13 protein-coding genes are annotated in these 22,416 nt (G+C 70.0%); 7 read left to right on the top strand and 6 right to left on the bottom strand.

Features of this window, described 5'->3' with window-relative positions; genetic code table 11:
• Positions 1-48: 48 nt before the first annotated feature.
• Positions 49-1,806: a CDP-glycerol glycerophosphotransferase family protein gene (locus AB0I89_RS04595; RefSeq protein ID WP_357120072.1), complete on the top strand. Its 1,758-nt coding sequence runs from the start codon at positions 49-51 to the stop codon at positions 1,804-1,806.
• Between the two features lie 76 nt (positions 1,807-1,882).
• Here AB0I89_RS04595 and AB0I89_RS04590 read toward each other — a convergent pair whose 3' ends face one another.
• A complete protein-coding gene (locus tag AB0I89_RS04590; protein ID WP_357120068.1) occupies positions 1,883-2,221 on the bottom strand; it encodes a DUF952 domain-containing protein in 339 nt (112 codons plus the stop codon).
• Positions 2,222-2,317: 96 nt separating this feature from the next.
• On the opposite strand from AB0I89_RS04590, the gene AB0I89_RS04585 reads away from it, so the two are divergent.
• The 3 genes from AB0I89_RS04585 (at position 2,318) to AB0I89_RS04575 (ending at position 4,809) form a co-directional block, all read left to right on the top strand.
• On the top strand, positions 2,318-2,629 hold the full coding sequence (locus AB0I89_RS04585) for a hypothetical protein (RefSeq protein ID WP_355050324.1): 312 nt from the start codon (positions 2,318-2,320) through the stop codon (positions 2,627-2,629).
• An 80-nt stretch (positions 2,630-2,709) separates the two neighbouring features.
• Entirely contained in the window at positions 2,710-3,366 is a 657-nt protein-coding gene (locus AB0I89_RS04580) for a response regulator transcription factor (protein ID WP_355050323.1), read from the top strand.
• Positions 3,367-3,375: 9 nt separating this feature from the next.
• Complete coding sequence (locus AB0I89_RS04575; protein ID WP_357120063.1) at positions 3,376-4,809, top strand: HAMP domain-containing sensor histidine kinase; 1,434 nt, start codon at positions 3,376-3,378, stop codon at positions 4,807-4,809.
• A 46-nt stretch (positions 4,810-4,855) separates the two neighbouring features.
• On the opposite strand, the gene AB0I89_RS04570 is transcribed toward AB0I89_RS04575, so the two are convergent.
• From AB0I89_RS04570 to AB0I89_RS04555, 4 genes are all read right to left on the bottom strand, one after another.
• Positions 4,856-5,809: a TAXI family TRAP transporter solute-binding subunit gene (locus AB0I89_RS04570; protein WP_357120060.1), complete on the bottom strand. Its 954-nt coding sequence runs from the start codon at positions 5,807-5,809 to the stop codon at positions 4,856-4,858.
• Between the two features lie 73 nt (positions 5,810-5,882).
• Entirely contained in the window at positions 5,883-6,575 is a 693-nt protein-coding gene (locus AB0I89_RS04565) for a hypothetical protein (RefSeq protein ID WP_357120057.1), read from the bottom strand.
• A gap of 106 nt (positions 6,576-6,681) precedes the next feature.
• A complete protein-coding gene (gene yaaA, locus AB0I89_RS04560; protein ID WP_357120054.1) occupies positions 6,682-7,479 on the bottom strand; it encodes a peroxide stress protein YaaA in 798 nt (265 codons plus the stop codon).
• A gap of 53 nt (positions 7,480-7,532) precedes the next feature.
• The gene (locus AB0I89_RS04555) at positions 7,533-9,206 is read right to left on the bottom strand and encodes a hypothetical protein (RefSeq protein WP_357120783.1); all 1,674 of its coding nucleotides are present in this window, start codon (positions 9,204-9,206) and stop codon (positions 7,533-7,535) included.
• A gap of 147 nt (positions 9,207-9,353) precedes the next feature.
• On the opposite strand from AB0I89_RS04555, the gene AB0I89_RS04550 reads away from it, so the two are divergent.
• The gene (locus AB0I89_RS04550; protein WP_357120051.1) at positions 9,354-10,394 is read left to right on the top strand and encodes a phosphatase domain-containing protein; all 1,041 of its coding nucleotides are present in this window, start codon (positions 9,354-9,356) and stop codon (positions 10,392-10,394) included.
• Between the two features lie 102 nt (positions 10,395-10,496).
• Here the strand turns inward: AB0I89_RS04550 and AB0I89_RS04545 are convergent, their stop codons facing one another.
• Positions 10,497-14,942 carry a LamG-like jellyroll fold domain-containing protein gene (locus AB0I89_RS04545; protein WP_357120048.1) on the bottom strand — a complete coding sequence of 1,482 codons (4,446 nt, stop codon included), beginning with the start codon at positions 14,940-14,942 and terminating at the stop codon, positions 10,497-10,499.
• Between the two features lie 380 nt (positions 14,943-15,322).
• On the opposite strand from AB0I89_RS04545, the gene AB0I89_RS04540 reads away from it, so the two are divergent.
• Positions 15,323-21,730 (top strand): RHS repeat-associated core domain-containing protein, encoded by a 6,408-nt coding sequence (locus AB0I89_RS04540; RefSeq protein WP_357120045.1) that lies wholly within the window; start codon positions 15,323-15,325, stop codon positions 21,728-21,730.
• A 111-nt stretch (positions 21,731-21,841) separates the two neighbouring features.
• Positions 21,842-22,081 (top strand): hypothetical protein, encoded by a 240-nt coding sequence (locus tag AB0I89_RS04535; protein ID WP_357120042.1) that lies wholly within the window; start codon positions 21,842-21,844, stop codon positions 22,079-22,081.
• Positions 22,082-22,416 lie beyond the last annotated feature (335 nt).

The raw sequence follows: 22,416 nt of genomic DNA, 5'->3' as shown, positions 1-22,416 counted from the left end.
CGCACCACGGGCATGCGTCCACCTCGAAAATCGTAGGGAGCGAACTCGTTGTTCGGCACGTTGACAGGACGCATCGGAGTGGCCGCCCGCAGCGCGCTGCTGGTGCTGGCCTACCTGGTCATGCTCGTCGCAGGAGTCTTCGGTTGGGTCGGCCTGTTCGCCGTCGCCGGGCTGGCGGCGGTGGTCGGGGAGTTCGCCGCCGCCCGCTGGTCCCCGCCGTCGCAGCTGCTGCTGGAGAAGGTCGGCCTGAACTTCTCCTACCGGCAGCTGACCCGTGACCTGTCGGCCGTGCTGCTGGTCGCCGCCCAGGTCGAGCTCGACGGCGTCGAGTTGAGCTTCCTGCTGATCCTGCCGGCGGCGGTGTGGGTCGTCTCGGTCTTCGCGGGCGCGCTCTCCACCATGATCGACCGTCGTAACCCGCAGTCCGCCCTGGTCCGCAACATCGAGCTGGGCCCCCTGCGCTCGGCCCCCCGCCCGCCGGCCTGGGCGGCAGCCGTCGCGGGGGACCGGATGCCCCTGCTGAACCTCCTGCTGGTCCCGGCCGCGGTGGTCGCCGCCGTGCGGCACGAGCCGACGCCGTACTTCGTCGCCGCCGCTCTGACGGTGGCGGCGACCGGGGTGGTGGGCGCGATCATCGCCGTGACGTGGCTGCGCGGTCGAGGCTCCGGCCAGGGACCGCTGATGCCGGCCGTGCAGCGCTGGCTCGACACCCACCGGCCCGAGGTGGCGCTCTACTTCGCCGGCCCGGCCAAGGACGTCTACCAGGCCAACATGTGGCTCGCCCCGACCGAGGCGCTGAACCAGCGCGCGGTGGTGCTGATGCGCAGCCGGGAGGCGTTCTTCGAGCTGGCCGACACCCGGCTGCCGGTGCTCTGCGTACCGGCCGGGGTGGACTTCATGAACCTCGAACTCGGCAGCGTCCGCGCCGCCCTCTACGCCGCGAACGTCGGCGCGAACATTCACATGCTGCGCGAGCCCGGCATGAAGCACGTCTTCGTGGGGCACGGCGACAGCGACAAGCAGGCCAGCGTCAACCCCTACAGCAAGGTGTACGACGAGGTGTGGGTGGCGGGCCTGGCCGGTCGGGAGCGGTACGCCCGTGCCGGGGTGGGCGTGCTCGACTCGGACATCGTGGAGATCGGCCGGCCGCAGTTGGCCGGCGTGCACACCTTCGGGGCCGAGTCGGTGGACCGTCCGTTCACCGTGCTCTACGCGCCCACCTGGGAGGGCTGGCTCGACGACGACCCGTACCACACCTCGCTGGTGTTGATGGGTGAGCGGATCGTCAAGGGCCTGCTGGCGAGCAACCCCGGGGTGCGTCTGGTCTACAAGCCGCACCCGCTCACCGGGTCCCGGTCCAAGGCGGCCAAGGCGGTGCACGACCGGATCGTCGAGGCGATCCGCTCCGCCGGTGGAAACCCCAACGCGGCCTCCCTGGACGGCACCGCGCACGTCGTGGTGACCGGCCGTACCCCCGGGCTGTTCGACTGCTTCAACCAGACCGACCTGCTGATCAGCGACGTGTCCAGTGTGGTCTCGGACTTCGTGCAGAGTCAGCGGCCGTACGTGGTGGCCAACCCGGCCGGCCTGCCGGAGGACGAGTTCCGTCGGGAGTACCCGACCGCGCGGGCCGCGTACCTGCTCTCCGCCGACTGCGGTGAGCTGGAGAAGATCGTGGCGGTGACCCGGGCCGGCGACGACCCGATGACGGAGGCACGCCGCGACCTGAAGACCTACCTGTTGGGGCCGGCGGAGGCCAACCCGATGGACCGGTTCGCCGAGGAGATCACCCGGCTCTGCCGCTGACCGCGCACCACGTCCCGCGCCCGGCCCGACACCTGTCGGACCGGGCGCGGTCGTGTCGGCGGCGAAGGGGTGTGACTCAGTCGAGCAGGGCGGCGACCGCGTCGGCGACCGGAGTGTCCGCCGGCAACGCCCGTGCCGTCACCACCGCGCTCAGCGGCAGCGGCCCGTACAGGTGGGGGAAGAGCTGCCCGCCGCGCGACGGCTCCCAGCGCAGGGCGTCGGCCAGCCGACCCTCGTCCACGCCCAGCAGGGTGAGGCCGGTGACGCCGGTGAAGTGCCGGCGGGCCGTCTCCACCACCTGGTCGGCGGCGGAGAGGTGGATGAAACCGTCCTGGTGGTCCAGGGCCGAGCCGGCGACGGCGCCGGCGACCCGGGCGTCGTCCCACTCGACGGTCGGCAACAGCTTGTAGATCACCTCCGCAGACTACGTCGCCCACGTTTCGGCCGTACCGCCGCCGACGTCGGCCGCCGCCCGTCATGCTCAGGTTGACCCGCCGGAAGGGGATGGACGATGGCGAGCTACGACGACGACTGGACCGACACCCAGCGCGGGCTGTACGACGAGTGCTACCGGGCCGGCGGCGAGTGGGCCGAAGACCCGGACACCCCGTCGGACGACGTGCAGCACGTGATCAACCTGGCCGAGGCGGACGACGACGCCTTCGACGACGCCGAGATCGACTTTCCGCCCCTGGTCGACGCCGTCACCCAGGCCAGCGGCGTCAACGTCACCAGCGTGCCCGCCCGGCACGACGACCCCGGTTTCCGGGGCTTCACCGACGGCGTGCGGGACGCGGTCGCCGACGACACGTTCGGTCTGTAGGGCCTGACCGGAGCCGGCCCTCCCGCTCGCGGCGGCCTTCTGCCACCATTCGCAGGACGGCTGCGACGGATGGGGGCACGGTGCGGATCCTGCTGGTGGAGGACGACCGCCGGGTGGCCGCCGCGCTCTCCTCCGCCCTGACCCGTCGTGGCTACCAGGTCGAGCACGCCGCCACCGTCGCCGCGGCGCTCTCCGCCGCCCCCTGCGACCTGGTGCTGCTGGATCTGACCCTGCCCGACGGCGACGGCACCGAGGTGTGTCGGGAGCTGCGCCGACGCAGCAGCCAGCTCGGCATCATCGCGGTGACCGCGCGGGGTGAGGAGCGCGACCGGGTCCTCGGGCTGCGCCTGGGCGCGGACGACTACGTGGTCAAACCGTTCTCGATGGTCGAGTTGCAAGCCCGGATCGAGGCGGTGCTGCGCCGGGCCGCCAATGCCGCCCCCGAGCGGCACCTGATCGAGGCGGGGGCGGTGCGCATCGACGTGGCCGCCCGCACGGTGACGGTGGCGGGGCGCGCGGTGACGCTGACCCGCAAGGAGTTCGACGTGCTGCTGTCGCTCGCCCGCCAGCCGGGGGTGGCGGTGCCCCGCGACCGCATCCTGCTCGACGCCTGGGGCACCACCTGGGGCGATCCGCACACCGTCGAGGTGCACGTCGGGTCGTTGCGCGGCAAGCTGGGCGACGCGCGGCTGGTGGAGACCGTCCGTGGGGTCGGCTACCGGTTGCGCGATGCGTGAGGGGACCCCGTGCGCCGTCGACTGGTGATCAGTTACCTGCTGCTGATGGTGCTCGTCCTCGTCGCGCTGGAGAGCCCGCTCGCGGTGACCCTGGCCAGCCGGGAGACCGAGCGGGTACGCGCCGACCGGCTCGCCGACGCCACCCGGTTCGCCTCGCTGGCCGGTCCGGCGCTGCGCGGCGGGGAGCCCGGCCCGATCGGGGCGGAGCTGCGCAGCTACGACGAGCTGTACGGGATCGGCGCGGCGGTCGTCGACCGGGACCGGGGCATCGTCGTGGACTCGGCGAGCTGGCGGTCCACCGGCACCGCCACGGTCCTGGACGTGGCGCTGTCCGGGCAGCAGTCCAGCGCGCCCGAGTCGATCTGGCCCTGGTCCGCCGGCCCGGTGGTGGTGGCGGTGCCCATCAACGACGGCGGTGAGGTCCTCGGCGCGGTGGTGATCGTGACACCCGCCGGCGAGATCCGTCGGGCCGTGACCACCTGGTGGCTGCTGCTCACCGTGGCCGGCCTGCTCGTCGTGCTGGCCTGCGTGCTCACCGCGTTCGGCCTGGCCGGATGGGTGCTGCGGCCGGTCACCGAGCTGGACGCGGTCACCCACGAGATCGCCGAGGGCGACCGGGGCGCCCGCGTGCAGCACCGACTCGGCCCGCCGGAGCTGCGCCGGCTCGCGACCAGCTTCAACCACATGGCCGACGTGGTCTCCGACGTGATGGACCGGCAGCGTGCCTTCGTCGCGCACGCCAGCCACCAGCTGCGCAATCCGCTCACGGCGTTGCGGCTGCGGGTGGAGGAGCTGGGTCCCAGCCTCACCGACGCGGACGGGCGCTCCGAGCACCGGCTGGCGTTGGAGGAGACCGACCGGCTGGCGCTGGTGCTCGACGCGCTGCTCACCCTGGCCCGGGCCGAACGCGAGGAGAACGAGCGGGTCAGCGTGGACGCCGCCGCCGTCGCGGCCTCCCGGGTGGCCGCGTGGGCACCGTTGGCCCGGCACCGGTCGGTCGCGCTGCGCCTGGCCACGAGCGACGCTCCCGCGTACGCGCGGACCGTGCCGACCGCCGTCGACCAGGCGCTGGACGCCCTGATCGACAACGCGGTGAAGTTCAGCGGGGCCGGCGGGGCGGTGACGGTGACGGTGGCCCGCCGCGACGACGGGGTCCTGTTGGAGGTGCGCGACACCGGCCCGGGAATGACCGAGAGTCAACTCCGCCAGGCCACCGAGCGGTTCTGGCGGGCCCCGGACGCGCAGAACGTCGACGGCGCCGGGCTCGGCCTGACCATCGCCGCCGTGCTGGTGGACGCCTCCGACGGGCGGCTCACCATGCGAGCGGGCACCCCGCGCGGGCTGGTCGCCGGCCTGTGGTTCCCGGCCGCCGAGCCGGCGGAAGAGCCGCTGGACGGGGACGGGGACCCGGCCGCCGACCGGTGGCCCACCCCGGCGCGCTAGCGGACCGGCGACTCAGGCCGCGTGCCCGCTGCGGCGACCCGGCAGCTCAGGGCTTGGCGGCCCGGTACCAGGCGGCGGCGCCCGGGTGCAGCGGCAGCGGCGCGGTGGCGATCGCCGAGCGGGGGCTCATCCGTCCCGCCGCCGGATGCGCCGCGCCCAGTTCGGCCCGGCGCTCCATCAGCAGTCGGGTCACGTCCCGGACCAGCGGCTCCGGCAGGTCGGCCCGCACGATCAGATAGTTCGGGTCGGCGACCGTGGTCACCGGGTTCATCCCGTACACCGAGCGGGGGATGTCCCGGGAGACGTAGACCTGCCCGTAGCGGGCACGCAACGGCTCCGTCCACTCGCCCAGGTCGACGATCCGGGTGGCGCTGCGCCCGGCCAACTCCTCGATGCCCCGCACCGGCAGACCACCGGAGAAGAAGAACGCGTCGATGCGTCCCGAGCGCAGGGCGGTCACCGAGTCGTCCAGGCCGAGCCGTTCCCGGCGTACCGCGTCGCCGCCGAGCCGGGCCACCTCCAGCAGCCGGCTGGCGGTGATCTCGGTGCCGGAGCCGGCCGCGCCCACCGAGACCCGCCGACCCCGCAGGTCGCCGACCGTACGGACCGGCCCGCCGTCGGTCGTGACCAGGTGCAGTTGGTCGTCGTACACCCGGGCCACCGCGTCCACCGAGGGGCTCTGCGTCGGGCTGGTGGGCAGCACGTCGGCCTGGGTGAAACCCAGCTCGGCGGCCCCCGAGCCGACCAGGCGGACGTTCTCCGCCGAGGCCGCGGTGATCACCACGCTGGCCCGTACCCCGGGCAGTTCGCGGTTGAGGATGGTCGCGAGGGACTGCCCGAACGCGTAGTAGACGGCGGTGGGGCTGCCGGTGGCGATCCGGATCTCCACCGGCTCGGCCGGGTCGTCCCGGCAGCCGGCGACGGTCAGGGCCACGACCAGCGCCAGCGCCGCCGCTCCCGGGCGGCGTCGACCGGCCCGAGGAGACGAGGTACGACCCACGCGGTGCACTGTGCGCGCTCCGACGGGCAGGCGCAAGCCCGCACCCGTCAGTACCGCCGGTACGGGCCTGCGCTCAGCAGACCGGGCGGCGGCCCGGCGTCGACACCGCGGCGCGCGCCGGCTCCAACGACGCGCTGTGCAGGATGCGCTCCCGGTCCGGCCCGTCGGCCACGCTCACCAGGAAACAACCGGTGCCCGGGCGGAGTACGGCCGGCACGTCGAGCACGGCCGCGCCGCGGATCAGCACGGCGGCCAACTCCCGGTCGGTGAGCCGCACACCGAGGATGTGCCGGCGCACGTGCCGCCCGCCGGCCAGCAGCGCCGACCGCCAGGCCGCCGCCGCGAGGCGGGACACCCACCGGCGGCGGGCCGGCGAGGCGCCCGGCAGGGGACCGCCCAACAGCTCCCGACGTCCCTGCCACCAGCCGGCATCCATCAGCCGGCCGTACGTGCCCCGGTGCTCCGGCGGCACCCACAGCCGGTGCACCTCGTAGCGGCGGCGGAGTCCGCCGACCGTCACCTCCTGGGTGACCGGAATGTCGAGGCGGGCGAGCAGCTGGCGCATCCGCTGCGCGGCGTCCTCCCGGTTGAACTCGACCCCCGGCGCGAGCGCCGGTGGCGGGGCGCCCGACCGGGCGCCCGTCGGAGGCGCGGTGCAGCGCAGCAGGCAGGACGCCTCGAACGCGTCGCCCAGGGTCAGCCAGTCCAGCGGGGGTGGCGTCGCCGGTGGGCGGGGCCGGTCGAGCAGGGCGGGATCGCGGGCCAACGGGGGCTCCCTCGTCGGAGTCTGGGTTCCCCTACCGTGGCCCCTGCGCGGCCGTTACGGAATGTGTCCCGCCCAGCCTTGAGCAAATCTTGCGGCTCCCGCTGCGCTACAGCTCGGTGACCACCAGATCCACCTGCCGGACCCGCCCGGCGGCGGGCGGTTCCTCCACCACGGTGTGCTTCAGCTCGCGCAGGGCGCCGACCAACTCCCGGGCGGTGCGCGGCTTCGCGCCGGTGAGGATCAGATCCCGCACCAGCCGCCCCTTGGTCGCCTTGTTGAAGTGGCTCACGACCGAGCGGACGGGCACACCGTCGACCTCCCGCTCGTGCAGCACCCGCACGGTGACCGTCCGTTCGGCCAGCTCACCGCGCGGCGTCCAGGTGGCCGCGTACGCGCCGGAGCGCAGGTCCAGCACCGGGCCCCGACCGGCCGCGCCGGCCAGGACCGGCGTCAACTCCCTGCGCCAGTACGCCGACAGCGCCCCGACCTCCGGCAGGCGGACGCCGATCGGGCAGCGGTACGGCGGAATCCGGTCGGCGAGGCGTACCGCGCCCCACAGGCCGGAGCTGATGAGGATCGACCGGCGGGCCGCCCGCAGCGCCGCCGGTGGCAGCGTGGCCAGCTCCAGCGCCTCGTACAGCACCCCGGTGTAGAGCCGCTCGGCCGGGGCGGTCGCCGCCTCCCGCAGCCGGGCGTTGCGGCGCAGCTCGCCGCGCTGACCGTCGCTGAGCCCGAGCGCGGCCAACGCCGCCTCCTCGTCCGGCCCGGCGCTGAGCGCCACGAGCGCGTCGAGCACCCGCTCGCGGGCCGGGTTCAGCTCCGGCAGTGACAGCTTGTCCGGCGTCCACCGCCGTCCGGTGCCGGCGTCGGCCTTGCCCTCCGAGGGCGGCAGCAGGATGAGCATCGGGTCTCCTCGGACGGCGTACGGCGGCGGCCCGGCCAGCGTACGACCCGTGCTCAGCGCCAGGGCCGCACCGGGGTGTCGGGGTGGTACACGCGATAGCCACCCACCTCGCGGACCGGTGCGGCGTCGGGTCGGTCGGCGAGCAGCCGGCGCAGCCGCCGGTCCATCGGCGAGTCGACCTCCACCACGTAGCCGGGCCGCGCGGCCCGCCCGACCTGCCGCCAGTACGGCCGGTAGCGGTTCTGCCCCGGGGACAGGTCGCCGTCGAGCACCCCGCAGACCACCGCCTCGTCGGTGTTGAAGATCAGCCGGTTGCAGGTCCAGTAATCCCCGTACACCTCGTGGGGTCCGTCGGCGCGCAGCGCGGCGGCCAACTCCCGGGCCTGGCGCTCCTCGGTCCGCGACGCGGCGGCGCCGCTGACCGCGAAGAGCACGGTGACCACCAGCGTCGTCGCGGTCAGCGCCGCCAGCACGGCGGCGGCCAGCGCGCCGATCAGCCGGCCGAGCACGCCCACCGTGCCCCGCCAGCCGGCCACGGCCGCCGCCCAGAGCGGCCAGAGCACCGCCGGCAGCGACAGTTGCAGCACCGACAGGTAGCGGGCGTTGTCCAGCGGACTGGTCGCGGCGAGCGGACTACGCACGTACGACAGCAGGGTCAACGCCGCCCCGACGACCAGCGCGAGCTGCACCACCGGCCCGACCCGCGCGGCCCGTGGCGTGCCCTCGGCCCGGCCGCCGCGCAGGGTGCCGGCGGCGGGCTCGCCGGGTGTCGTGCCCACGGCCCGGCGGTACGCGACGAGCGCGAGCGCCGCGGCGGCCACCAGCAGCGCCGGGTAGAGCAGTCCGAACCACTGCTGCCAGCGACCGCAGCCGTCGACCGGGCAGAGCCCATGCGCCAGCGGCACTCCCTCCAACAGGCCGCCCCGGATCCGGTCCGACCACGGTGGCAGCGGGCCGGCCTTGGTGCTGACCTCCCGGAACACCGTCAGCGAGTCCTCACCCGGCCCGGCACGCAGGTTGTCGACGATCATCGGCGCGATCCCGACCACGAAACCCGCCACCAGCAGCAGCCCGGCCCAGCCGAGCAGTTCCCGCCGCACCGCCCAGAGCAGGGCCAGCACGGCCACCGCCAGGTACGGCAGGATCAGCCAGTCCGACCAGGCGGCCAGCCCGGCCAGCAGCCCGAACAGCGCGACGGCCAGCCGACGGTGGCGCACCGACCCGGCGGCCAGCCCCACGACGATCAGCAGCATCAGCAGCACCGCCGGTTTGACCTCCGGCCGACCGCCGACCACGGTGAGCTGGTCACGCACCACCCGCTCGGGTCCCAGCGCCAGCAGACCGACGACGAGGACGGCGAACCACGGCGGGTAGAGCCGGCGGGTGAGCGCGTACACCAGGTAGAGGAAGACCGCGTACAGGGCCAGCATCGGCAGCCGCAGCACCGGCCAGCTCGGCCCGAAGACCGCGAGCAGGGGCGCCGCCAGGTACGACTCCAGCATCCCCATGTAGTGCTGGCCGTAGAGGAAGACGGGGTGTTCCCGGCGCTGCCCGATGTGCAGGGCGGCCAGCCCGAAGGTCGCCTCGTCGCTGTTCGACACCGGGACGGTGTACAGCGTCAGGACCAGCCGGTACCCGACGCCGACCAGCCCGAACAGCAGCGCGACGAGCGCCGGCCGGTCAAGTCGCGGACGCCACCGCCCGCGGTGCTGCTCTGGATGCGACACGACCACGCCCCCGTCGTCGTCCCGACCGGAGTGTTTCACGGACCGACGGTCGGTCGGGCCGCTTCGGCGCAGTACGACCTGGCTGGCGGGCTGCGGTTCGGACCCGCTCGCGTGGCCGTCGCCGACGACGTGTGGCAGGGTTGGCGCGTGCCACCCACACCCGCCGGCGAACTTGCCGTGCCGAATCTGCACCGGGCCGCGCGGATCGAAGACGCCGTGCACCAGCTCGTGGAGCGTCGGCTGCGCCGCACCGGCTGGCGGATGAACATCGTCGCCTACACCGGCTACGGCCGGCCGGGCTGGGTACGTGTGATGTGCCGGGTGCTGCTGGGCCGTCCGGACAACCGCCAGCGGGGTCGGCTGGACAAGGTGCGTGGCTGGCGCAGCTTCACCACCCTGCCCGCCAAGCACGTAACGGTGCAGATCGAGGCCGGCGGGGTACGGCACGAGGCCCAGGCCGACCGCAGCGGTTTCGTCGACACGCTCGTCGAGGCCGACCTGCCACCCGGCTGGGGCACCGTACGCCTCAGCGTCCCCGACGCCGAGCCCGTCGACGCCCCCGTGCGCATCCTCGACCCGGAGGTCAAGTTCGGCATCCTCTCCGACATCGACGACACGGTGATGGTGACGGCGCTGCCCCGACCCCTGCTCGCCGCGTGGAACACCTTCGTTCTCGACGAGCACGCCCGCGCCGCCGTACCCGGCATGGCGGTGCTCTACGAGCGACTGGTCACCGCGCACCCCGGCGCCCCGGTCTTCTACCTCTCCACCGGCGCGTGGAACGTCGCGCCGACGTTGACGCGGTTCCTGTCCCGGCACCTCTACCCGGCCGGTCCGCTGCTGCTCACCGACTGGGGTCCGACCGCCGACCGCTGGTTCCGCAGCGGCATGGAGCACAAGCGTTCCACCCTCGCGCGGCTCGCCAAGGAGTTTCCCGACGTGCGCTGGCTCCTGGTCGGCGACGACGGCCAGCACGACCAGGAGATCTACCGCGAGTTCGCCGCCGCCCACCCGGAGAACGTCGCCGGGGTGGCGATCCGTCGGCTGTCCCCGACCCAGTCGGTGCTGGCCGGTAGCCTGCCCGCCCCGGCCGGACGGCCGTCCTCGGGGCCGGTGGGGCAGAAGTGGCTGTCCGCGCCCGACGGCGCCGGCCTGTGGCAGCTCCTCCGCGACGCCGGCCTGGTCTGACCTCTACTCCCTCCGGCTCAGCCCGCATAGGCGAACCCCCCGGGTACCGCAGTTCGCGGTGCCCGGGGGGTTCCGGCCATTCGGGTTACATCGTGTTCGGTTCTACATCAGCGTGGGCGAGGCCCAGGTGACGGTGCCGGGGGCGCCGTTGCCCGGGTAGAGGGCCAGGGTGCCGTTGCTCCTGCGACGGACCATGAGATCCATCTTCCCGTCGTTGGTGACGTCGCCGAGGCTACTCATATCGAAGTCCTTGCACTTGCCGCAGACCAGGACACGGGGACCCCAGGCCGGCGTTCCGCTGGCGGCCGTGTTGGGGTAGACCCACATGTCGCCGGTGCTGGCATTGCGCATGATCAAGTCAGTCTTGCCGTCGTTGTTGGCGTCCTCGACGCTCGCCTGATCGTACCCGCCGCACAATTCGCAGAGCATGATCCGGGTACTCCAGGTGACTTCGCCGCCTGGAGTACCGCTGCCCAGGTATGCGTACATGTTCCCGGTGCTGTTTTCTTTGACGAACAGGTCGGTCTTGCCGTCCCGGTTCACATCGCCCAGGTCGGACAGGCCGAAGTTGAGGCATTTGCCACAGACCAGCTGGCGGCCACCCCAGACCGGGTCGCCGCTGGCGACCGTGTTCGTATAGACGTACATGTCACCGGTGCTGATCTGCCGCATGAAGAAGTCCAACTTGCCGTCATTGTTGGCGTCGGCCATGTTGAACGAGTCGTAACCGCCGCACTTGCCGCACACCACCACGCCGGCATCGAACGTGAGCGTGCCGTCCAGGTTCGTTCCGCGGCGCAGCAGCACGTCGCCGTTGCCCTGCCTGACCAGCATGTCGCCCCGGCCGTCGCCGGTGATGTCGCGGACGTTTGGTGCGATGAGCATCTGGGCGTAGTTGCCCGGCGCGGTGGCCTCGGCCGGGTTCAGAGCCCGGTCCCAGTGCTGCACGTTGCTGACCTGACCCGAGTAGTACGAACTCGGCGCGCCCCTGTAGCGGTAGTGACCGATCACGAAACGACCGGTGCTGGGCCAGGACACGGCTGCGGCGTGCTGTGCCGTGCCAGCGAGGTTGTTGTTGACGTACAGGGCCATCGTGCTCGTGGTCGCGTTGTAGGTGGCTACCAGGTGTGTCCAGACTCCGAGCTGGGCGTTGGGCGCGCTGATGGCCTGGTCGTACGCCCAGGCGTCGCTGTCGGATCGGGCCATCCCGAACCGCCAGGTGTTGTCGCTCTGCTCCTGCCAGAGGATGAACCGGGCCGAGCGCGATCCCTCCTCGGAAAGGATGATCTTTCCGGCGGTGGTGGGCTTCACCCAGGCGGCGACGCTGAACGACCTGGTGGTGTCGACCAGCACCGGACTGGCGGCGCTGACCAGGCTGCCGGTGCCGTTGGCGTCCACGCCCGTGCCGGTGGCATCGCTGTTGAGCCGCAGGTCCGGGCTGAAGAGGTCACCCTCGTGCCAGTACGCGTTGCCGGTGCCGGTGAGAGTGCTGCCACCGGTGATGTCGCCGGCGGTGGCCGCGGACGCTCCGGCCGTGCCGTCGTCGAGCGGCCAGGTGTGCTTGGCGGTGACCAGGCCCTGCGCCTGCTGGGTGGCGATGGTGGGCGTGGTGCCCAGGCCGCTCACCAGGTACGCCGTGGTCAGGCCGTTGCCGCCGACGCTCCACAGGTCGGGAGTGCCGTCGGAGTTGGCGTCGGCGGCCCGCAGGGCCAGCGACGCGCCCCGGTTCCAGTTGGTCGAGAGCGTGTACGGCGTGTAGGTGAGCTGGTTGGTGTCCTGGTTGTACGCCAGGTTCGTCCACAGGTGCAGGGCGCCGGTGCTGCTGTTCCAGAGGAACATGGCGGTGCCACCGCTGACCTGGGCGGTGGCAATCGTCCAGTTGTTCCAGTCCACGCCACCGGCCGGGGTGAGCGTCGTGGTGCTGCCCGCGTAGTAGTAGAGGCCGGCCGCGAAGGCCATCGGGTAGTAGTTGAGGAAGTACCCGTTCGTCGCGTCGCCGCTGGTGCCGATCAGGTCCGGGATGGTGCTTCCGGTCGCTCGGGAGTCGCCGGCGTTTGCCAACTGCAGCGGAGCGTTGCCGTTGCTGTCGACAAGCAGTTCGCCGGAGACGCTCACCTGGTTGTTGTACGGCTGGATGACCGAGCCGTCGCCGCTGCCCCGCAGGACGATGCCGTTGCCCGCGTTGACGCCCCCGGTGTAGTAGACGAGGACGTCCTGCAGACCGGAGCCGAAGAAGTGGCCGGAGATGGCCTGGCCGTTGTTGAAGTCGGACGGGTCCTCGTTGCCGGTGACCCCGTTGCCCCGTGCGCCGAGGTCGTTGACCGTGGTGCGTACCGCGCCGCTGTTCATGCCCGTGCCCAGCCAGAGGCCGGCGGGCAGCCCGTTGCGGGCGCCGATGGTCAGCAGGTCGGCAACACCGTCACCGGTGAGGTCCGCGTCAGCCGCCGTGTCGGCGGGATCCGCGTTGAAGGTGATGGTGGCGGTCTCGCCGAAGTTCCCACCGGTCGACAGGCTGGTCACGGCGAGGGTGTTGGTGAACCGGGTCGGCGTCACGACCACCGAGGCGGTGCCGGCGGAGGCGGAGATGCTGACCGGGGGCAGGCCGTTGAGCTGGTAGCTGTAGCTGGCCGGCTGGGTACCGGTGCTCGGCGGCGTGATGGCGAAGCTGACCTCTTCGCCGATCTTCGACTGCCCCTGCGGCTGGCTGATGTCGGGAGCGCCGGTCCGGGTGGGGTCGTAGGTGAAGCTGCAGGTCGTCGACCAGTCGCTGGACGCCCCGAAGTCGGTCGCCTGGACCTTCCAGGAGAAGCTGGTGATGGCGCCGCCCGCGGCGGAGCGCAGCGTGGCGACCGGCACGATCAGCACGCCCGTGCTGCCGGACGAGTACGTGAGCAGGTTCGGGTTGGAGGACGCCAGGGCGGTCTGCGCGGAGTCGGAGGTCTTCCAGAGCTTGAAGCTCACGCCGAGGGTGCCGCCGTCGGGGTCGGAAACCGGGGCGTACAGGTAGACCGGGTTGTCGCCGACCATCGACCCACCGCCGCAGGCGGTGCGCGGTGAGGTGGTCATGCCGGTCGGCTTGTTGGGCTTGTGGTTGAAGCGGATTTCCAGCGTGGGGCTGGTCTCCAGGAATTCCTTCCAGCTCTCATCGTCGCTGGCCTCGTTGCCGCCGATCATCCACAGGGTCCGGGTGGCCTTCTTGTTGGCGACGTCGGTCTTGATCTGGTCGGTGATGTTGAAGGACACGCCCTGGGCGCTACAGCCGCTGTAGCCGTAGGCGAAGCTCCCGGACGCGGCGAGGGGGCCCTTGCTCTGGTCCTCCCAGTAGTCCCAGCTGGCGTTCGACTTCGACAACGTCGTCGCGGGGGCGTAGACGTTTACCGTCTTCTTGGTGCAGCTCCACGACCAGGTGTTAGTGATCTTGAACGTAGCGTCGTTGATCGTCGCGCCCGTGAGGGTGCTGTACGGCACCGGGAAGTTGATGAGCGTGTTCGAGCGCTGCTCGCCGGAGTTGCCCACCTGCATCCGACCCTGCGGGTCGGGCGTGTTGTTCCAGTAGTTCGTCGACTGGTGCTGGTACGAGATGCTGGACCAGCCGGACATCCGCGGTCCGGTGACGCTCCAGTTGAAGCTGGGATCGATGTAGACCGGGTAGACGGTCGCGGCATCGGTGAGCAGCTTGCGGTCGGGCTTGAGAGCGAGCTTGCCGGGGGAGACGGAGACCCCGATGGCGGCGGTGCGAGCCGCCCGGCCCGGGGCCGCGGTCGTCGACGCGGCGCTACTGCGCCCGGTCGGGGCGGTGGTGGCAGCTGCCGAGGAGTCCCACATGGTCGGGGCCGGCGCGGTGATGACCGCATCGCCGGTGCGGTCCCGACCGCTGATGTTGCCGACCGCGTCGGCGTCGAGGGTGAACCCCTTGGCGGTGGTGGCCAACTCGAGCGTGGCCAGCTTCGGGTTCTTCGCCGCTGTCGCGTCCTTGACCACGAAGACGTGGGAGAACCCGCCTTGGGCGTTGACCGTCACGGTCAGGTCCACACCGGGAAGGACGTTGGGGTACGTCGCCGTCGGCCCGGCGAGCGTGGGGGTCGGCAGCGCGACGGGGGCGGTCAGGGTGAGTGACCGGTCGCCGCTGACCAGGTGTGCCATCGGCCCGCTGCCGCCGGCCGACAGCGTGATGTCGTGTGTGGTGGTGGTCGCGGTGACGGCGCCGTCGGCCCGCCGGTACAGGGTGGGGTCCAGTTGCTTCCAGTCGGCGCCCACGCGCTTGCGGTTCGGCACCGCGCTCTGGCTGAGCAGGATCTGGCCGTTCGGAAGGGCGGTCAGCTTCTCCGTCGAGGTGCCGGCGGCGGTCGCCTCGACCTGCTTACCGGTCCGCTTGGCCTGCGCCAGGGCCGCGTCGACGCCGAGTGCCTTCTTCGGATCGACGGCGGGCTTCGGCGCTGCCGGTGCGGCGGCGGCTGGTATGGCGAGCGGCACCGTGGCCGTGGCGATGGCGACGGCGGCCACCGCGCCCGATGCGACGGCGCGTAGGCGCAGTCGTCTCCTGATCATGTCAAGTACTCCCCGTGAGTGACGTGAGCGCGTGGGTGCGCCCGATCGAGCGGCCACAGTGAAGCAGGCGTGGCCGGCTGCGGGAAACGCCCGAGGGTCCTCGACGCCGTCCCTTTGACGTTCAGTGGAGCGCATTTGAGGGCTTTGGCGGCTGATCATCGTTACCGTGTCGTGACCTTGTGGACGGTCGGACATGAAACATTGTTCGCGCCACGGGGGTGCGCGACCCATCACCCTGCGTGGTTTCCATTTCATCGGGCAGAGGTGAGGTCTGCATGACCGTCTACGGGGGATTACGCCTGCTCACACGTCCTAGACGTCTGGCCGCGACTGTCGTGGCCATGTCTGTGGCGGCGGGCTTGTTGTCGGGTGCGCCGGCGGTGGCGAAGCCGAAGGGGCCGGAGGTGGCGAAGGCCCCGGCGACGTCGCCGGGGCAGTCGGTCAAGGGTGTGAAGCCGTTGCCGACGAGGTTCGTCACGCCGCCTGATGACGCGAAGTCGACGTACCGGCCGACGCGTACGGCGTGGCCGAAGGCCGTTTCCGCGAAGGTCGACCTGCCGGCCGCACCGCTTGTTGGGGCGCGGGGCGCGGCTGCGGCGAAGGCACGTGTGGCGGATGCGCCGGTGTGGGTTCAGCCAGCGGGGGAGAAGACGGGCCCGCGCACCCTGGCGGTGAAGGTCGCTGACCGCAAGGCCGCCGAGGCTGCCGGGGTAGACGGTGTGCTGCTGTCGGTGACTCCGGACGTAGCCTCGGGGGCGGTTCGGGTCGGCGTGGACTACGCGGGGTTCGCCGAGGCGTTCGGCGGTAACTACGGCTCGCGGTTGCGCCTGGTGCGTCTGCCCGCGTGTGTGCTGACGACGCCGGCGGCGAGTGAGTGTCGGGTGGCGTCGCCGTTGGTGTCGACGAATGACGCCGGGGCGAGGTCGGTGTCGGCGGAGGTGCCGATGACGACGGCCGCGGGTTCCCGGGCGGCGGGTGGCCTGACCGTGTTGGCGGCCGTCGCGGCTGCCGGCGAGGAGGGCGGCAAGGGTGGCACGTACGCGGCCACGGATCTGAAGCCGTCGGGTTCGTGGAGCGGTGGTGGAAGTACGGGGTCGTTCACGTACTCGTATCCGATCAGTGTGCCGCCGGCGGCCTCGGATCTGGTGCCGCCGGTGGCGTTGTCGTACGACTCGGGCAGTGTGGACGGGCAGACAGCGTCGACGAACGCGCAGGCCTCGTGGGTGGGTGACGGTTGGTCCACGCCGCGTTCGTTCGTGGAGCAGACGTTCGCGTCGTGCATGGACGACCCGGGTGGCAGCGCGTCTCCGGTGAAGACGCCGGACCGTTGCTACGACGGTCCGATGCTGACGCTGTCGTTGAATGGCTCGTCGACGGCGCTGGTGTGGGACGCGGCGAAGGAGGTGTGGAAGCCGGAGTCGGACAACGGCGAGGTGATCACCCACGTCGAGAACGCCAACAACGGTTCGGGGACGTACAACACCGACTACTGGCGGGTGACGCTGCGCGACGGCACGAGCTACGAGTTCGGCCGTAACCGGCTGCCAGGGTGGGCCTCGGATAAGGCGGAGACGAAGTCGGTGGACCACACGCCGGTGTACTCGCCGCACTCCGGCGACCCGTGTTACAAAGCGGCGGGGTTCACCTCGTCGGTGTGCACGATGGCGTACCGATGGAACCTGGACTACGTCACCGACACCCACGGCAACGCGATGGCCTACTACTACGACCAGGCCACCAACTTCTACGGCCGTAACAAGGGCGCCTCGGACGAGTCCTACATCCGGGACAGCAACCTGGCGCGCATCGACTACGGCTTCACCGACGGCGGCGCGTACGGCACGGTGGCGAACCGGGTGGTCTTCAACACCGGTGACCGCTGCCTGTCGGGGACGTGTCAGCCGTTGAACTCGACGAACAAGGCGAACTGGCCGGACGTGCCGTTCGACCTGATCTGCGCCTCGGGAACCGACTGTGACGACTGGAGCCCGTCGTTCTTCTCCACGGTGCGCCTGACCTCGATCGAGGCCCAGCAGTACAACACGGCCACCAAGCAGTACGAGAAGGTCGACTCGTACGCCCTGTCGCACAGCATGCCGGCCACCGGTGACGGCACCTCGCCGACGTTGTGGCTCAGCGACATCGCGCGCACCGGTCACGACACCAGCGCGGGTGGGTCCACCGAGGCGATCACGTTGCCGTCGGTGTCGTTCACCGGCATCAAGCTGCCCAACCGGGTCGACATCACCGGCGGCCTGCCGTCGTTTTACCGCCAGCGCATCGCCACGATCACCACCGAGACCGGTTCGGTGATCTCGCCGTCCTACGAGCTGCCGGTGCCGTGCACCGCCCCGGTCAGCACCGACCCGGCGGTCAACACGAAGTCCTGCTACCCGGTCTACTGGACCCCGGACGGCTACGTGAACCCGTTCAAGGACTGGTTCAACAAGTACGCCGTCACCCGCGTGACGTCCACGGACCCGACCGGCGGTGCTGCGGCCCTGTCGACCAGCTACAAGTACCTCGGCGGCGCGGCCTGGCACTACGACGAGAACGAGGTCGTCAAGTCCAAGTACCGCAGCTACGGCCAGTTCCGCGGCTACGCCAAGGTGCAGACGTTCACCGGCGACGGTGTCAACGACCGTCGGACCCAGTCCGAGACCGCCTACTACCGCGGCATGTCGAAGAACAACAACAGCATCGTGCTGAACCTGACCGACTCCGTCGGCGGCAACCACGAGGACGTCGACGAACTCGCCGGCAAGGAGTTGGAGACCACCAAGTACCTCGGCGAGAACGGCCGCGTCGACTCCTCCACGATCACCTCGTACTGGGTGTCCGGCGCCACCGCCACCCGCAGCAGGACCGGACTGTCGGCGTTGACGGCGCAGTGGGTCGCGCCGGTCAAGACGTACACCCGCCAAGCCGTCACCAGCAGCGGATCGGTGACCTGGCGTACCACCGCCAGCGACAACAGCTACGACGCGAACACCACCAGCGCCACGTTCGGCGAGCTGAAGAACACCTACACCTACACCGTGCCGGTCGACACGGCGTACAACCAGTGCACCACCTACACCTACGCTCCGGCGAACACCAGCAATAACCTCGCCGGCCTGGTCAGCCAGACCGAAACCGTGGCGGTGGCCTGCGGCGGGTTCACCCAGGGCAGCCCCGCCTCCGAGCCCGGCAGCCTCAACACCCTGACCGCCCCCGGCAGCGTCAGCCGGCCCGCCCAGGTCGTCAAGGCCGAACGCACCTTCTACGACGACCAGACCTTCTCCACCACGTTCCCGCAGACGAACGCCCCGTCCAAGGGCGACGTCACCCTCACCCAGACCGCCAAGGATTACACCTCCGGCGCGTACGTCTGGCAGACCACCGAGCGGTCGACCTACGACAACTACGGCCGGGTCACCGACTCGTACGACGCCAAGGGCAACAAGACCAGCAGCGGCTACACCATGAACGCCGTCAAACTGGTCACGGCCACCTCCAGCACCAACGCCGCAGGGCACGCCGGTTCCGTCACCCTCGACACGAAGCGCGGCATTCCGCTGGTCAGCACCGACCCCAACGGCGTCGTCACCACCCAGCGGTACGACGCGCTCGGCCGCGGGACGTCGGTGTGGCTGAACTCTCGTGCCACGAGCGTCGGAGCAGACTACAAGTTCGGCTACACCGTCTCGAAGACGGGGGTGTCCGCCACCACGACGGAGAAACTGACCGAATCCGGCGGCTACCAGAAGTCGGTCACCATCTACGACGCGCTGCTGCGCAGCCGTCAGACCCAGTCGGTCACCCCTGCGGGTGGTCGGATGATCACGGACACGTTCTACGACACTCGCGGGTGGACCCGCGCGTCGTACAACGGTTGGTGGGACGACGGTTCGTCGCCGGCGGTCAGCACGCCGGTGTCGGCGGCTGACTTGGGTAAGCAGGTGCCGAACCAGACGTTCACCACCTACGACGGCCTGGGCCGCGCGGTGATCGTGGCGGCGGCCAAGAACGGTGTGACCGTGTCGACGACGACTACGGTGCACGGCGGTGACCGCACCACGGTCGTTCCGCCTGCCGGCGGTGTGGTGTCCGCCACGCTCACCGACGCGCTGGGTCGGAAGAAGGAGTTGCAGGAGTACAGCGTCCGTCCCACGGTGACGACGCCGTCGGACACGTTCACCGGCACGTTCGCCGTCTCAGGCGGGACGGCGACGGTCAGCAAGTACGGCTACGACGGGCACGGCAACCAGTCGACGCTCACCGATGCCAGCAACAACGTGTGGACTTCGACGTACAACCTGCTCGGTCAGGTCGTGGCGAAGTCCGACCCGGATGCCGGTGGCAGCAGCATGAGCTACGACGCCAACGGCAACCTGCAGGAGTCCACCGACGGGCGCGGCAAGACCCTGTCGTTCACCTACGACTCCCTGAACCGCAAGACCGGGGAGTACGCCTCGACGGTGGCGAACCAGGCGTCGGCGAACCAACGCGCGGCGTGGGTGTACGACAACAGCAACGGCGTCTCGGGGGTCACCAATGCGCTCGGGAAGCTGACTACCACCATCGCCTACCGCGGTGGGCAGGCGTACACCACGCAGCAGAAGGCGTTCAACGTCTTCGGTAGCTCGCTGGGCACGACGGTCACCATCCCCAGCACCGAGGGCGCCCTCGGCGGCTCGTACGCGTTCGGGCACACCTATACCTCGACGCTGGGTTTGCTCCTGACCGACACCTACCCCGCCAAGGGTGGGCTGCCCGCGGAAGTCGTGATACACGGCTACTCGCCGGATATGGATCTGCCCTGGACGCTCGGTGGACTGCACGGCTATGCCAACGGGGTCAGCTACGACGCCTACGGCCGGGTCAACCAGCAGACCCTCGGCATGAACACGAACCTGGCGTATGTCACCAACACCTACGACCCGCACACCAGCCGGCTGACCAACCAGCTCGTCACCCGCTCGACGGCTACCCCGTCGAATGTCGACGAGCAGGAGTACAAGTACGACCTGGTCGGCAACATCACCCGCAAGACCAGCAAGAGGTTGGGTGCCACCACTCCGGCGGAGACCCAGTGCTACGGCTACGACGGCCTGGCCCGACTCGCCGAAGGCTGGACCGGCACCGACGCCTGCGCCGCCACGCCCACGGACGCCAACAAGTCCATGGTCGGCAACACCATCGGCGGAGGTAGCGCCTACTGGACCAGCTGGCAGATCGACCTGATCGGCAACCGCACCCAGCAGACCGAGCACAACCTCACCGGCGGCACCGACACCAAGACCGTCTACGCCTACAACGGCAACGGTCAGAACAAGCCCCACACCCTGACCTCCACCACCACAACCGGCGGGGCAACCGGCACCACGTCGTACACCTACGACAACGCCGGCAACACCACCGGCCGCAACGCCGCCCAGGGCAACCAGACCCTCACCTGGGACGACGCCGGCAAACTCGCCACCGTGACCGGAGGCGCCAGCGGCGACAACAGCTTCATCTACGACGCCGACGGCAACCTGCTGCTGCAAAAGGAGCCCGGCAAGAACACCCTCTACCTGCCGGGGCAACAACACACCCTCAACACCAGTTCCACGGTGGTGACCGGTAGCCGGTACTACGCCCTCCCCGGCGGCGGCAGCTGCATCCGCACCGGGAGCGGCACGGCGTACACCTTCGCCATCGCCGACCACCAGGGCACCCCGTCGCTCTACCTCGACAACACCGCACAAAATCCGACCTGGCGGCAGTACACGCCGTACGGTGGCGCTCGGGGTGCTGCCGTCGCCGCACCCGACAACCATGGCTTCCTCGACAAGCCGATGAGCCCGACCGGACTCACCACCGTCGGCGCCCGCTCCTACGACCCCATCCTCGGTCGATTCATTTCCATCGATCCTGTGCAGGACGCAGCCCAGCCGCAACAGTGGAACGGCTACTCCTACGCCAACAACACACCCGTCACCTCGAGCGACCCCACCGGGCTGATCCCCACCGACTGCCTCACCCAGGCCAGTTGTCCCGATTACCGCCTCGGTGACGAAAAAGGCAACCGTAAAAACAAGGCCAAGAACTCCGATTGTTGGCCCCGTTGCTTGGGATCTCGGGATCTGACGAAGCCGCGACACTTGACACGGCCGAAACCCAATAAGCTTCGCTGTATGAACTGCAATACTGGGCCAGGTACTCCCGGAGCAGTCGAGTTTATGGAGCCCTGGCCGGGTTTGGTCCACTCAAGTGGGCAATGCCTCTCTCCGACGGCGCCCCCCTCCTGTTTCCGCACCGGAGGCTGGCTCCGAAACGATTGCGGAGTGCTGGTGAGTGACTACAACTCGGCATACGCACCGTGTCAAGTGGCCGCTCCGCGAAGGAAGCCTGTAAAGGAGGAGCCTAAGCCTTGGGGGACGTTGAATATATGCGGTGGACTGGGAGCTCAAATGGGTGCGTCCATAGCGGGGGAGCTGTGCATTGAGGTGGACCGGCATGGGCCGGGATTCGGTGGTGGATTCAAAGTTGGTACCGGCCCTAGTGCCGGCGCTGATGCAACGGTAGGCTTCAACTACTCTAACCAAGATATCGACGACAAAGGCGGGTGTAATCCTTACGGGCAGGTGACCGGAGGCGAAGGCGTTGTGGGCGGCATCAGTGGTGAGGGTGATGGCAATGGTAACTATCAAGGCGGCTTCTCTATTGGAGGGGGAGCTTCTTTCACTCCTGCTCCACCCTTCGCTTGGTCCGGTTCGAGTGGAATCAGTTGCGCAGAAGCTTTCCACCCTTTCAGTCAGTAGTGCCTGCTATCGGAAGTTAGAATATTGGAAGAGTTGAAAGCTATTGTTCGAACATTGAGGTGGCGATTGGCGGTGTGGAGCTTGCGAACTTCACTTGCGATATTGCCATCAATGGTCATTCTGGTTTTAATGGCGGGGATTGATGGTCTCAAGCAGCTAGCTGAGCCGTTGGTGTTGATCCTGTTCTTCATAGCCGCGATCGTATTAGTCATCGGATGGGTGGCGGCGATATTGCTTGCGCGTGACACCACAAGATTAGCTGTAGGGCAGTCAGGGCTTATCGATCCAGGTCGAAGCATGATTATATTGCAGCACCTTTTAAGAGACACCTGCAGCTTCCGTAACCGATAGGACAGGTACATTCCTCAACCATCGGTCTTGGGCGGCGCGGAGGCTTTCGGGCCTGTGGTCGTAGCCCCTGTAGCTAGCTCCTGGTGAGCTACTGATCGTCCCCGGCTGGGGGCTCCCCGAGTGGGGAGTCCCCCAGCCACCCGGTCAAAGCCTGAAGCCGAAAAGAAGGAGTGCTCCGCTTGGTCTCGGGCGCGAGGCCGGCAAGGCGCCCAATAGGACGTACCGTAGTGTCAGGAGTGGGATAAACTCGGCAATTGTGCTGCGGGCACCAAACGAGATGCTAACCGGCGCTGCCGTCCTGGCAGATGGTGTCTGTGTCGCGGCTTCGCAGGCGC

This window comes from Micromonospora sp. NPDC049801 (assembly GCF_040656575.1).
In the GTDB taxonomy this organism is placed as follows: domain Bacteria; phylum Actinomycetota; class Actinomycetes; order Mycobacteriales; family Micromonosporaceae; genus Micromonospora.
The sequence above is the reverse complement of the archived record's forward strand: the minus strand, read 5'-3'. Positions and strand labels throughout refer to the sequence as shown.

Bases quoted from the DNA above. Each gene is read 5' to 3' on its own strand.
- AB0I89_RS04585 (WP_355050324.1), top strand. From the start codon at position 2,318: ATGGCGAGCTACGACGACGACTGGACCGACACCCAGCGCGGGCTGTAC.
- yaaA (WP_357120054.1), bottom strand. From the start codon at position 7,479: ATGCTCATCCTGCTGCCGCCCTCGGAGGGCAAGGCCGACGCCGGCACC.
- AB0I89_RS04535 (WP_357120042.1), top strand. From the start codon at position 21,842: ATGGTCATTCTGGTTTTAATGGCGGGGATTGATGGTCTCAAGCAGCTA.
- AB0I89_RS04545 (WP_357120048.1), bottom strand. From the start codon at position 14,942: ATGATCAGGAGACGACTGCGCCTACGCGCCGTCGCATCGGGCGCGGTG.